The sequence below is a fragment of the Marinomonas sp. GJ51-14 genome, from assembly GCF_055808695.1.
This window is the reverse complement of record NZ_CM147879.1, coordinates 1,731,992-1,744,887: the sequence shown is the minus strand read 5'-3', so window position 1 is coordinate 1,744,887 and position 12,896 is coordinate 1,731,992. Positions and strand designations below refer to the sequence as shown.

The following is a 12,896-nucleotide window of genomic DNA, read 5'->3' as shown; positions in this document are numbered from 1 at the left end:
TTGCCCTATTAAAGCGTACGCGCAACTTCGACGGTTTCAAAAACCTCGATTTTATCGCCAACTTTGACATCGTTGTAATTCTTCACACCGATACCACATTCCATACCGCGACCAACTTCATTAACCGCATCTTTAAAGCGGCGAAGTGACTCAAGTTCACCTTCGTAAATAACAACGTCATCACGTAGTACACGGATCTGTTTATTACGATATACCGTACCTTCAATAACCATACAACCAGCAATCAAACCAAACTTCGGTGAACGGAATACGTCACGAACTTCAGCCGTACCTTGAATGTCTTCACGAAGATCTGGAGATAACATACCAGAAAGCGCTTGCTTAACATCGTCAATAATATTGTAGATAACGCTGTAATAACGAAGATCAATGCTTTCACGTTCGATGAATTGTTTAGCCGATGTATCCGCACGTACGTTGAAACCAAAGATAACCGCATCAGAAGCCAAAGCTAATGTTGCATCCGTTTCAGTGATACCACCTACGCCGCTAGAAACAACGTTTACTTGTACTTCATCTGTATTCAAATCGACTAATGACTTGATCAAAGCTTCAAGAGAACCACGAACGTCGGCTTTCAAAACCACATTCAAAGTACGAACTTCGTCTTTGCCCATTTCAGAGAACAAATTCTCCAATTTAGCTGTATGCTGACGAGCAAAACGTACCTCTCGGTACTTACCTTGACGGAAGTTAGCAACTTCACGCGCTTTACGTTCATCTGCAACCACGATGAATTCTTCACCAGCATCAGGCGTACCATCAAGACCAAGAATCTCAACAGGAATAGAAGGACCAGCAGAGTTAATTGGTTTACCGTTTTCGTCTAATAAAGCTCGTACACGCCCCATTTGAAGACCGGCCAATACAATATCACCTTTCTTCAATGTACCGTTTTGCACAAGTAATGTTGAAACAGAACCACGTCCACGATCGAGACGGGCTTCAACAACCACACCCTTCGCTGGTGCACTTGGTACTGCAGTCAACTCAAGAACTTCAGACTGTAACAAGACAGCTTCTAATAGCTCCTCAATACCTTCACCAGATTTCGCTGAAACACCAACAAATTGAACGTCACCGCCCCATTCTTCAGGTACAACTTCCTGCGCAACCAATTCATTTTTAACACGATCAAGATCTGCGCCTTCTTTATCGATTTTAGTGATAGCAACAACCATTGGAACGCCAGCGGCACGTGAATGCTGAATCGCTTCAATCGTTTGAGGCATAACACCATCATCGGCAGCACAAACAAGAATAACAATATCTGTTGCTTTAGCACCACGAGCACGCATAGAAGTAAACGCGGCGTGTCCAGGTGTATCCAAGAAGCTAACCATGCCATGTGGTGTTTCAACATGATATGCACCAATATGCTGTGTAATACCACCAGATTCACCCGCGGCAACGCGAGTAGTACGAATGTAATCAAGTAATGAAGTTTTACCGTGATCAACGTGACCCATTACAGTAACTACAGGTGCGCGTTTAATTGCTTCACCTTCGTAATCAATCGCTTCGATCATGTCATTTTCAACAGCATTTTCGTCGATTAAGGTCACTGTATGACCCATTTCCTCAACAACAAGCGTTGCTGTATCACGATCAATTGTTTGATTAATGGTTGCCATTGCACCCATTTTAAACATGATTTTAATAACTTCAGCGCCTTTCACCGTCATTTTCTCAGCAAGTTCAGCAACAGTGATACTTTCTGGCAAAGCGACTTCATGAACAATTTTAGCCGTTGGTTTTTGGAAACCATGCTCTTGTTTAGAAGGTTTCTTATTCTTACGACCTAATTTACCGCGACGAGCAAACTCATCATCGCCATTTACATTAACGCGAGACGAGCGTTTGTTCTCAGGACTACGACCACGAGGCTTATCTTTATCCTTGTTGTCATTATCATGACGAGTTGGACCTTTTTTACCTTTTGGTGCAGCAGCTGGTTTTTTGTTTTCCATCGCTGGCTGAGGTTTCTTCGCTGCCTTTGGCTGCTTAGGTGATTCCACGGGTTCTGCCGCTCCTATATCGGAAACTTTCTGCTCCGTTTCATTTACCGCGCCAGCATCTACCGCAGCGCTTGCAGCTACCGCTTCTTGACGCGCTTTTTCTTCAGCTTCCGCTTTCGCTTTCGCTGCTTTTTCCTGTTCTAGTTTACGCTCAGCTTCTAAACGAGCCTCTTCTGCTGCCTGCTCTTCTGCAAGACGCTTAGCTTGCAATTCTTCTTGTTTTTGAGCTTCTTCGTCAGCGTCATCACGCTTTACATAGGTGCGCTTTTTCTTCACAGCAACATTAACTGCTTTACCGCCATCGCCGCGAGACAAGGTACTTGTTGTCTTACGCTGTAGAGTAATTCGTTGGCTATTATCACCTTCTTCACCATGTTGACGTTTCAAAAAATTCAACAAGGTTTGCTTTTCAACTTCAGAGACTTCTTGACTTGCACTCGTTTGAGGTAAGCCAGCGTCTTTCATCTGAGTTAGTAGCTTATCGACTGGTGTATTCACCAACTCGGATAGTATCTTTACGGTTTGAACTGTCATTAAGTTCCCCCTTATGTACTCAGATTTTATTCAGATTCAGCAAACCAAGGTGCGCGAGCAGTCAAAATAAGACTTGCAGCACGCTCTTCAGTCATACCTTCAACTTCGAGCAATTCATCGACTGATTGTTCAGCCAAATCTTCCATAGTAATCACGCCGATAGACGCCAGCACTAAAGCAAGATGATTATCCATTCCTTCCATTTCCAATAAATCGGCGGCAGGTTTAGCACCATCTAATTGCTCTTCAGCTTGAAGCGCTTGATTCAACAAAGCTTCTTTTGCTCGTGAACGCAGCTCATTTACTAAATCTTCATCAAATCCGTCGATGTCTAACATTTCTTCCATTGGGACATAAGCCACTTCTTCTAAAGAAGTGAATCCCTCATCAACCATTTGAATGGCCAAATCATCATCTATATCTAACCCAGTAACAAAAACATCAATCAGTTTTTGCGATTCTTCTTGTTGCTTCGCCTCAGCATCTTCGCTAGTCATAACGTTTAACGACCAACCGGTTAATGTAGAAGCAAGACGAACATTTTGTCCGTTACGGCCGATTGCCTGAGCCAAATTATCACTCTTAACAGCAACATCCATAGAGTGAGCGTCTTCGTCTATGACGATAGAGTCCACTTCAGCTGGAGACATAGCATTGATAACTAATTGTGCTGGATTATCATCCCAAAGCACGATATCAACACGCTCACCATTCATCTCATTAGAAACAGCCTGAACTCGTGCACCTCGCATACCAACGCACGCACCGATAGGGTCAATACGACGGTCGTTTGTTTTGACTGCAATTTTCGCACGTAAACCTGGATCACGTGCAGCGCTGCGAATCTCGATAACTTCTTCCGAAATTTCAGGCACTTCAAGACGGAATAACTCAATCATAAACTCTGGCACATTACGTGAAAGAATTAATTGTGCACCGCGGCTGTCTTCACGAATTTCAAGCAATAAAGCACGAATTCGATCATTCATGCGGAAGCTTTCACGAGAAATCAACTGATCTTTAGGAAGGGAAGCTTCTGCATTCTCACCAAGATCAACAATCAAACTATCACGTGTCACTTTCTTCACTTGTCCATGAACAAGTTTGCCGACTTTTTCGGCGTAAAGCGCTACCATTTTAGCACGTTCAGCTTCACGTACTTTTTGCACGATTACTTGTTTTGCCGTTTGTGCAGCGATACGGCCAAAGACTTCAGACTCAACTTCTTCTTCGTAAATCTCACCGATACCAACACCAAGATCCTGCTCTTCAGAATCATCTATTGTTAATTCTGAAGCAGGAGAAGAGTAATCTTCATCCGCGACAATATTCCACTGACGGTAGGTTATGTAGTCGCCTGTACGCTGGTCGATAGAAACGCGAATTAATGCGTCTTCTTCAAAACGGCGTTTGGCAGCACTCGCTAAAGCAATTTCAACAGCTTCGAAAATAACTTGTTTCGGAACATCTTTTTCGTTAGAAACTGCTTCCACTACCAAAAGAATTTCTTTGCTCATCCTTTTAGCCTCTCTTCAAGGTTAATTTTTAAAATTGTGGAACAACATTTGCCTTATCAATCAGATCGATTGGCAATAAGTATTCTTCTTGATCGACGCGAATAATAATATCTTCGCTTTCAATCCCCATTAGTTGCCCTTTAAATTTACGACGCCCATCGAAAGGCACTCGTAAACGTAAAGTGACAATAGAACCGATATATGCCTGATATTGAACTAAACTGAATAAAGGTCGATCTAAACCCGGCGATGAGACTTCTAGATTGTATTCCCCTGTGATTGGGTCTTCTACATCTAAAATTGAACTAATTTGACGACTGACTCGGGCGCAATCTTCTACATCAATCCCTTTTTCAGCATCTGTTTCAATAAACACGCGAAGCACAGAATCTTTACCTAAAGATAAATACTCCATCCCCCAAAACTCAAACCCTAAGCCTTCAACGACTGGGCGAATGAGCTCTTCTAAAATCGTATATTTTGCTGACAATCGTTTTCTCCGAAAATCATTTTTGTAAAACGCAGAAACAAAAAACGGGCTCAAGGCCCATTTCAATTTATAAACAGTAACAGTGTAGATAACAAAAAACCCCATATAGGGGTTCTCAGTACTCAACTCAATTCACATTGAGAGAGCATCCTTCAATCAAGAAGGTTGTCAATCCTGACACTTAATACTAAGAACAAACTGGTGCGGATACCTAAAAAGGAAAACCATGAGAAAAGCCTCTAAAAAGAAACTCAAAACTCGACAAACCAGATTGCTCTGCATCAATTGCGACATCATACACAAAATACAACATCAATTCAAGATTGGTGCGGATGGGGGGACTCGAACCCCCACGAGCATAGCTCACCACCCCCTCAAGGTGGCGCGTCTACCAATTCCGCCACATCCGCAAAAACCTAACCATCAAAACAACAAGATTTATTCCGTTACAGGAAGATCCGATGTTGTCTTTTGAACACCCAACTCTGGCAACTCTACAGAACCATCAACTTGAGGAGCTGAAGGAACAAAGTCCTGCACACCTGAAATACCTTTCGCTTGCTCACTAGCAAAGAAAGCTAAACCAAAACTAGTCAGAAAGAATACCAGCGCAAAAACTGCGGTCATTCTTCCAAAAAAACTACTACCGCCCTGGCTACCAAATACAGTCTGGGATGCGCCGCCACCAAAAGAAGCACCAGCATCAGCACCTTTACCTTGCTGCAATAAAACCAACGCAATAATTAATACTGCCGCTAGTACATGCACAACCAAAATAAGTGTTTCCATTAATTAACCTGCCGCCTTTACTATTGCTATAAATTCTTCTGCATCAAGGGATGCACCACCAACAAGAGCACCATCTACATCAGGCATTTGAAACAAAGCCGAGCTGGTTGATGCTTTAACACTTCCACCATACAAAATCTGAACCTTTTGAGAAACAGCTCCTGATGATTTAGCCAAAAAGGCTCTGATCGATTCATGCACTTCTTGGGCTTGTTCAGCACTTGCTGATAAACCGGTACCTATTGCCCAAACTGGCTCATAAGCAACAACTATTTTTTCAAATGATTCGATACCAACTGTATTGATAACCGCTTGAAGCTGTCGTTCACACACAACAAGAGTTTGATCTGATTGACGCTCTTCCAATGTTTCACCAATACATAACATTGGCGTCAATCCAAATTCTAAAGCTGTTTTAACTTTTGAAGCAACAATAGCATCCGTTTCGCCATAAATAGAGCGTCGTTCAGAATGCCCAAGCAATACATACTTGACTCCAAAATCACCCAACATAGAGGCTGACACTTCCCCTGTATAGGCACCTTTCACTTCATGACTCATGTCCTGAGCAGCTAAAACAAGGTTACTATCAGCAGTCAAATCACAAACTTGTGATAAATAAGGAAAAGAAGGAGCTATTACTACTTCAGAGTTAGAACCCTTCATCTTAAGCAAACCATTAACCAGTGAAGAAATAGACTCTTTAGAGCCATTCATTTTCCAGTTCCCAGCAACTATTTTTTGACGAATCATATTCTAACCCCTAAATTCGAGGCGCCCATTCTATGGAAAGCCAAGTTTTGTTTCAAGTACTTATTACATTCAACCATTAAAACACGCTTATTACGCCATTTTAGCCGCAACAACCGCTTTAACCTCATCGACTAAATAATCAACCAACTCATCAACCGTATCATCATCTCGCCCTTCAACCATAACACGAATCAAAGGCTCGGTTCCTGAGGCGCGAAGTAGCACCCTCCCTAAACCATTTAAACGCTCATTTGCTACCGCAATGGCTTTTTGCAACGCAGGCTCTTCATTAGGAACAAAACGCTTAGCCACACGAATATTTTTTAGTTTTTGAGGAAACTTAACCAAACCAACAAGCAACTCATCTAAACTCTTTTCCTCTTCAATCATAGCTCTAAGCACCTGAAGTGCAGCGATAATACCATCACCTGTTGTAGTAATAGATTTACATACAATATGACCTGATGGCTCACCACCCAATACCCAACCATGATGTTCTAATTTTTCATTAACATAGCGGTCACCAACAGCCGCACGACTAAAACCAATACCAGTTTCAGAAAATGCCAATTCAAGACCAAAGTTACTCATCAAGGTGCCAACAACACCACCGCTAAAGCGGCCAGTACGCATCAGATGATTAGCGATAATATAAAGAATATCATCACCATCACGAACCACACCGTGACGATCAATAAGTATTAATCGGTCCCCATCACCATCTAAAGCAATTCCGAGGTCAGCCTCTTCAGCCAAAACATTTTTACGTAAAAGTTCAGGCTTTGTTGCGCCACTAAATTCATTGATATTCAACCCATCAGGATTGGCGCCAATTGTAATAACTTCCGCACCCAATTCAGAGAAGACGCGAGGCGCCACGTGATATGTTGCACCATCAGCGCAATCCACAACGATCTTCAAACCACTTAACTGAAGACCAATAGGAAACGTACCTTTACAATATTCAATATACCGACCTGCAGCATCGTCAATTCGCTTAGCTCGACCAATAAGATTAGATTCAACAACCACCATGGGTTGTTCAAGAAAATACTCGATACGCTCTTCAATTTCGTCTGAGATTTTTCCACCCGCAGCTGAAAAGAATTTAATACCATTATCTGTATATGGGTTATGAGAAGCACTGATCACGATACCAGCACTCGCACGGAAAGTTCGCGTCAAATAAGCAATGGCCGGTGTAGGCATCGGACCAACCAAACGCACATCCGCACCTGCAGCAACAATACCCGCTTCAAGTGCTGACTCAAACATATAGCCAGAAATTCGCGTGTCTTTACCAATTAAAATCTTTTTGTCGTTTTCTTTAAAAACTTGCCCAGCGGCCCACCCGAGCTTAAGCATGAACTCAGGTGTAATAGGTGCTGTACCAACTCTTCCACGAATACCATCTGTACCAAAGTATTTACGCATTAAACTTCTCTCTCAATACGAGACATTAATGCCAACATTTCAACATGTGGCCTAACATCATGAACCCTAAAAATACGAGCACCTTTAGAATAAGCAGAAGCATTTGCTCCCATCGTGCCATATAAGCGCTCGTCAACAGGCAGATTCAATACATCACCTATCATCGTCTTTCTTGACAGCCCCATAAGAACCTCAAAACCTAGTTTCCTAAAATGTTCCGTATGCTTCAATAGTGACAGATTATGAGCCAAGGTTTTGCCAAATCCAATACCAGGATCCAAAATAAGGCGATGACGCCCAATTCCTTCTAATTCACACCGCTCAACTCTAGACATCAAATAGTCAGTAACATCATCCGTAACAGAAACATACTCTGGAGAATCCTGCATCGTTTGCGGACCACCTTTCATATGCATCAAGCAAATAGGTAAATCTGTTTCTGCTGCGGCCTGTAATGCCCCCTCTCTCTCGAGCGCCCTTACATCATTAATCAAACCAGCGCCTAATATTGCGGCATTACGAATAACGTCAGCCGTACTGGTATCAACAGAGACGATGATATCAAAGTGTTTTTTTATCGTTTCAATGACAGGCAGGACTCGATCAAGCTCTTGTTGAGCCGAAACAGGGACAGCACCAGGGCGAGTAGACTCTCCACCGACATCAATAATACTAGCTCCTTCATGAATCATTTTCTCCGTTTGACGTAAAGCGGCATCCAATGAATTGAAAGCCCCGCCATCAGAAAATGAATCTGGAGTGATATTTAGTATCCCCATAATATGAGGAAGGGACAAGTCTAACGACTTGTCCCCAAAAGGCATTAACGACATGAAAAAACCATATCAAAATTTAATGAGACAAATCATTCGCTCGCTGGCTTAGGAGCTTGATCAGAAGCGTCATCCTTATCATCTAAAGCGGCATCCGCATCAGCTGATGGCTCTACACCATCACCTTTTGAAGAATTCGAATCAGAATCAGTCCAACTTTCAGGCGCAGAAGGCTTCTTGCCATCCATTATCTCTTTAATCTGTTTCGCATCAATCGTTTCATACTGCATCAAAGCCTCAGCCATCACTTCCAGTTTAGAGCGATTCTCATGCAATATTTCCGTTGCTTTAGCGTAACAACGACTAATAATATCTTGAACTTCAGCGTCAATTATCTTTCCTGTTTCTGGAGAGAAGTAATTAGCTTTTCCACCTGTAGGTCCGGCAATATAACCACCACTATCATTATCTTCTTCGTAGGCAAATGGCCCTAACTTCTCAGACAAACCCCATTTCGTAACCATGTTACGGGCAATACTGGTAGCTCGTTCAATATCATTAGATGCTCCCGTCGATACACCGTCGAAACCATGCACAATCTCTTCCGCAATACGTCCGCCATAAAGGCTACAAACCTGACTTTCCAGCCCTGTTTTACTCACACTGTATTTATCTTCTTCAGGCAAATACATAGTGACGCCCAATGCACGACCACGAGGAATGATAGATACTTTATAAACGGGATCATGCTCAGGCATCAAATAACCAACAATGGTATGACCCGCTTCATGGTAAGCCGTATTGAGCTTTTCTTTATCATTCATCACCATGGTTTTGCGTTCAGCACCCATGAGAATTTTATCTTTTGCTAACTCAAGTTGTTCCATATTCACTAAACGACGGTTAGATCGCGCAGCAAACAAAGCCGCTTCGTTTACCAGGTTAGCTAAGTCAGCCCCTGAGAAACCCGGCGTACCACGAGCAATGTTTTTTGGCTCAACATCATCATCACAAGGCACTTTGCGCAAATGCACTTTAAGAATCTGTTCACGACCACGAATATCTGGCAAACCCACTTGAACCTGACGGTCAAAACGACCTGGACGAAGCAAAGCTGGATCTAATACATCTGGACGGTTTGTTGCTGCAATAACGATAATACCTTCGTTACCTTCAAAGCCATCCATCTCAACCAACAATTGGTTAAGCGTTTGCTCACGCTCATCGTTACCGCCACCCATACCGGAACCACGATTTCGACCAACGGCATCAATCTCATCTATAAAGATGATGCAAGGTGCATGTTTCTTAGCTTGTTCAAACATATCACGAACACGAGACGCGCCAACACCAACAAACATTTCCACAAAGTCAGAACCAGATATTGTGAAGAAAGGCACTTTTGCTTCGCCTGCAATCGCCTTAGCAAGTAAGGTTTTACCTGTTCCTGGAGGCCCGCTCATCAGAATACCACGAGGGATTTTACCACCTAGACGCTGAAACTTGCTTGGCTCACGTAAGAAGTCTACCAACTCTTCTGTGTCTTCTTTTGCTTCGTCACAACCCGCAACATCCGCAAAAGTCGTTTTGATTTGATCTTCTGGTAACAAGCGCGCTTTAGACTTACCAAAAGACATTGGTCCGCCTTTGCCGCCACCGCCGCCTTGCATCTGACGCATGAAGAACATGAAGATGGCAAGAATAAGAAGTATAGGAAAACTAGCCACAAGCAATTGAGTCCAAATGCTTTTTTGTTCTGGCATACGGCCTTCAACAACAACATTATTACTCAACAAGTCATCCATTATTTTTGGATCAGCCGCTGCTGGGCGCACGGTATCGAAAGTATCACCACTCGTGCGACTACCACTGATGGTATATCCATCAACAATAACTTTGGCTATACGACCATCTTGCACTTCTTTTACAAATTCAGAATAAGTAATCCGATTTGTATCAGGCGTAGTATTAAAATTATTAAAAACTGTTAGTAGTACAGCAGCAATGACTAACCACAACAGTATATTTTTCAGCATATCGTTCAAGAGCACACCTCTAAACGGTTATATTTAATGTATCTGGTAATAGTACCAGAACATTGGCGATTAACCTTTATATTGTCTTCCTAATAAGTAAACTTCGCGACTTCTTGCTCGCGAGGCATCTGGCTTACGTGTTACCACAGACCCAAACTGGGCTCGCATGGTTTTGAGGTATTCATCAAACCCCTCTCCCTGAAACACTTTTACCAAAAAGTTTCCGCCCGGACGCAACACTTGAGCCGCCATGTCCAAAGCAAGTTCTACAAGATACATAGCTTGCGGCTGATCAGAAGAACTATTACCACTCATATTGGGGGCCATATCTGAAATTACAAGATCTGCTTTCTGATCTCCAATTTCAGTTAGTATCGCCTCATATACTTCTTGTTCAGTAAAATCACCCTGAACAAAGCTCACTCCAGGTAAAGGCGCCATCTCCAAGATATCAGACGCAACAATAGTTCCCTTATCACCTACCAATTTAGCAGCGATCTGAGACCAACCTCCAGGCGCAGCACCTAAATCAACAACACGCATAGCGGGACGAAACAATCTATCCTTATCATTAATTTCTATCAACTTATAACTCGCTCTGGAGCGATAACCGTCTTGTTGAGATTTTTTGACATATTTATCGTCAAAATGTTCCTTCATCCAACTATTACTACTTTTTGATCTTGCCACGTTTTCATCATACCTAAATCAGTCAATATTCCGCTATAATATCGCTTAACCTCTAAAGCCTCCAATAAAGAGGGTCAACTAATATGAGAAAATTTTACTATGAGCATTACAAACGCCCAAAAAAAGCAATATCGCCTTATCGGACATAGCCTTAATCCAGTCGTTATGATTGCGGGCAACGGCTTAACAGAAACAGTATTAACGGAAATAGATCGCGCTCTTGAAGACCATGAACTCATTAAAGTGCGTATTAGCATTGCCGATCGTGAAGTACGTACAGCGCTAATTGCTGAAATAAGCAAAATAATGAAATGCGAGACTGTTCAAACTATTGGCAAAGTAGCACTTTTCTACCGTGCAGCCTTAGAGGCAAACCCAAAACTATCAAACTTACTACGCTAAGCGAGTACTTGAGATAGTCTTTTTTGTTCAAAAAACAGACTATCTCTAAACTCCTCATGTTTTCGGCCGATATTATTGGCAGCTAACAAAGGAGCCGAACAATGCTATTCATCGAGGCAATCAACAGAACAGGCATTCAATCGAATGCAAAAAAACTGATCAGCAGGGAAAAAAAGCGCCCTACTATTAGTAATAAAGACTCTGTTGATTTAAGTTCGGCAGGACATCAAGTAAAAGAGATTCACCTTGATAGCCAAGAAAAAGCTCCACTAACCGCCTCAGCAAGTGTGTTTGCCAATATCATTGAGCATGTATTAAGTCATATCATGGGCTCAAAGCTGTACCTCCACTCCCCAGAAGAGCTCTCTTTAGATATAAAAGAATGGAAACTCTTTCTACAAGTACCGCCAATAAATACTGAAGGCTCAAAAAAAACAGCAGGCTATATTGAACCTGAAATACACAGTCAACCACCAGCAAAACAACTTATTTTTCATATACCGGTAAAACCGTCTTACGGTATTCCAATTGAAATGACGCTTTTGCTGTCACCCCATAATGGATCACCAGAAACACCGAGCTTATTTCACACTTTCCCCAAGGAAAGTTGGCTACCTATATTAAACACCCCCTATTCACCTGATTTTCTTGCTCAGCAATTAACTCATTATCATATTTTGCTGGATCTAGATGGTGAGTCGGATCAATTATCGCCTCTTTACCCACATATAAACCAAAGCAAAATCATGACAAATCAAGATTCACTTAGTACATCAGGCTTAAGAATTTGGCGAGCAAAGAATAATGTATTAACGCCTGTTGTATTGGGAGACAGAGAAATAGGCTTACTGTTTGTTGCCCATTATAAGCCGTTAGACAGCAGTATTATGAGTAATGAGGAAAGGTCTCTTCAAGCTAACAACCTTTATACAAAAGCTTGAATAAATTATTTTTTTGCATAACCAAAAACGAAAAAGCCCTTCCATCATATGCAAAGGGCTTTAAAAAAATTATTCAAAACAAGTAAAGGCAAAAGCTAAATACTAAAACTCGCGCCACAACCACAAGTTGATGTCGCATTTGGGTTCTGCACCGTAAATCGAGATCCCTCTAGGTTTTCTTTATAATCCACCTCAGAACCAACAAGATACTGAAAGCTTAATGGATCAACAACTAAAGTAACACCATCACGCTTAACCTCTGTATCGTCTTCTTGATACTCTTCATCAAAAGCAAAACCATACTGAAACCCAGAACAACCACCACCTGTCACATACACACGCAGCATGAGTCGCTCGTTTTCCTCTTCATCAATCAAAGATTTCAACTTCGCAGCCGCCGCCTCTGTAAACTCAATAGGATCTACTGATTCAACAACACTCATTTCAACACCACTAAAATCGTTTAAATAAATTTTCTAATGATTCAATTATCCGCTT

12 protein-coding genes and 1 tRNA gene are annotated in these 12,896 nt (G+C 42.1%); 2 read left to right on the top strand and 11 right to left on the bottom strand.

Annotated elements, in window-relative coordinates; all coding sequences use genetic code 11:
• Positions 1-8: 8 nt before the first annotated feature.
• The 10 genes from infB to rlmE form a co-directional block, all read right to left on the bottom strand.
• Entirely contained in the window at positions 9-2,573 is a 2,565-nt protein-coding gene (infB, locus tag AC0L3Y_RS08375) for a translation initiation factor IF-2 (protein ID WP_473470430.1), read from the bottom strand.
• A gap of 26 nt (positions 2,574-2,599) precedes the next feature.
• A complete protein-coding gene (nusA, locus tag AC0L3Y_RS08370; protein ID WP_473470429.1) occupies positions 2,600-4,090 on the bottom strand; it encodes a transcription termination factor NusA in 1,491 nt (496 codons plus the stop codon).
• Positions 4,091-4,118: 28 nt separating this feature from the next.
• Complete coding sequence (gene rimP / locus AC0L3Y_RS08365; protein ID WP_473470428.1) at positions 4,119-4,580, bottom strand: ribosome maturation factor RimP; 462 nt, start codon at positions 4,578-4,580, stop codon at positions 4,119-4,121.
• 324 nt (positions 4,581-4,904) lie between these two features.
• Positions 4,905-4,990, bottom strand: a tRNA-Leu gene (locus tag AC0L3Y_RS08360).
• 28 nt (positions 4,991-5,018) lie between these two features.
• Entirely contained in the window at positions 5,019-5,369 is a 351-nt protein-coding gene (gene secG / locus AC0L3Y_RS08355; RefSeq protein WP_473470427.1) for a preprotein translocase subunit SecG, read from the bottom strand.
• Between the two features lie 3 nt (positions 5,370-5,372).
• Complete coding sequence (gene tpiA, locus AC0L3Y_RS08350; protein WP_473470426.1) at positions 5,373-6,122, bottom strand: triose-phosphate isomerase; 750 nt, start codon at positions 6,120-6,122, stop codon at positions 5,373-5,375.
• 90 nt (positions 6,123-6,212) lie between these two features.
• On the bottom strand, positions 6,213-7,556 hold the full coding sequence (gene glmM / locus AC0L3Y_RS08345; protein WP_473470425.1) for a phosphoglucosamine mutase: 1,344 nt from the start codon (positions 7,554-7,556) through the stop codon (positions 6,213-6,215).
• Complete coding sequence (gene folP, locus AC0L3Y_RS08340) at positions 7,556-8,389, bottom strand: dihydropteroate synthase (RefSeq protein ID WP_473470423.1); 834 nt, start codon at positions 8,387-8,389, stop codon at positions 7,556-7,558. Before folP ends, glmM begins: the two co-directional genes overlap by 1 nt.
• 32 nt (positions 8,390-8,421) lie before the next feature.
• Positions 8,422-10,374 carry an ATP-dependent zinc metalloprotease FtsH gene (ftsH, locus tag AC0L3Y_RS08335; RefSeq protein WP_473470422.1) on the bottom strand — a complete coding sequence of 651 codons (1,953 nt, stop codon included), beginning with the start codon at positions 10,372-10,374 and terminating at the stop codon, positions 8,422-8,424.
• 60 nt (positions 10,375-10,434) lie between these two features.
• Complete coding sequence (gene rlmE / locus AC0L3Y_RS08330; protein WP_473470421.1) at positions 10,435-11,055, bottom strand: 23S rRNA (uridine(2552)-2'-O)-methyltransferase RlmE; 621 nt, start codon at positions 11,053-11,055, stop codon at positions 10,435-10,437.
• A 99-nt stretch (positions 11,056-11,154) separates the two neighbouring features.
• Between rlmE and AC0L3Y_RS08325 the strand changes: the two genes are divergently transcribed.
• Together AC0L3Y_RS08325 and AC0L3Y_RS08320 are read left to right on the top strand one after the other, a co-directional pair.
• Positions 11,155-11,457, top strand: a complete 303-nt coding sequence (locus tag AC0L3Y_RS08325) for a YhbY family RNA-binding protein (protein WP_473470420.1) — start codon at positions 11,155-11,157, stop codon at positions 11,455-11,457.
• A gap of 101 nt (positions 11,458-11,558) precedes the next feature.
• A complete protein-coding gene (locus tag AC0L3Y_RS08320) occupies positions 11,559-12,398 on the top strand; it encodes a hypothetical protein (protein WP_473470419.1) in 840 nt (279 codons plus the stop codon).
• 95 nt (positions 12,399-12,493) lie between these two features.
• Here the strand turns inward: AC0L3Y_RS08320 and erpA are convergent, their stop codons facing one another.
• Positions 12,494-12,841 carry an iron-sulfur cluster insertion protein ErpA gene (gene erpA, locus AC0L3Y_RS08315; RefSeq protein ID WP_473470418.1) on the bottom strand — a complete coding sequence of 116 codons (348 nt, stop codon included), beginning with the start codon at positions 12,839-12,841 and terminating at the stop codon, positions 12,494-12,496.
• Between the last annotated feature and the right edge of the window lie 55 nt (positions 12,842-12,896).

Coding starts and splice junctions, on each gene's coding strand:
- erpA (WP_473470418.1), bottom strand. CDS start 12,841: ATGAGTGTTGTTGAATCAGTAGATCCTATTGAGTTTACAGAGGCGGCG.
- secG (WP_473470427.1), bottom strand. CDS start 5,369: ATGGAAACACTTATTTTGGTTGTGCATGTACTAGCGGCAGTATTAATT.
- nusA (WP_473470429.1), bottom strand. CDS start 4,090: ATGAGCAAAGAAATTCTTTTGGTAGTGGAAGCAGTTTCTAACGAAAAA.
- infB (WP_473470430.1), bottom strand. CDS start 2,573: ATGACAGTTCAAACCGTAAAGATACTATCCGAGTTGGTGAATACACCA.
- glmM (WP_473470425.1), bottom strand. CDS start 7,556: ATGCGTAAATACTTTGGTACAGATGGTATTCGTGGAAGAGTTGGTACA.
- AC0L3Y_RS08325 (WP_473470420.1), top strand. CDS start 11,155: ATGAGCATTACAAACGCCCAAAAAAAGCAATATCGCCTTATCGGACAT.
- AC0L3Y_RS08320 (WP_473470419.1), top strand. CDS start 11,559: ATGCTATTCATCGAGGCAATCAACAGAACAGGCATTCAATCGAATGCA.
- tpiA (WP_473470426.1), bottom strand. CDS start 6,122: ATGATTCGTCAAAAAATAGTTGCTGGGAACTGGAAAATGAATGGCTCT.
- folP (WP_473470423.1), bottom strand. CDS start 8,389: ATGTCGTTAATGCCTTTTGGGGACAAGTCGTTAGACTTGTCCCTTCCT.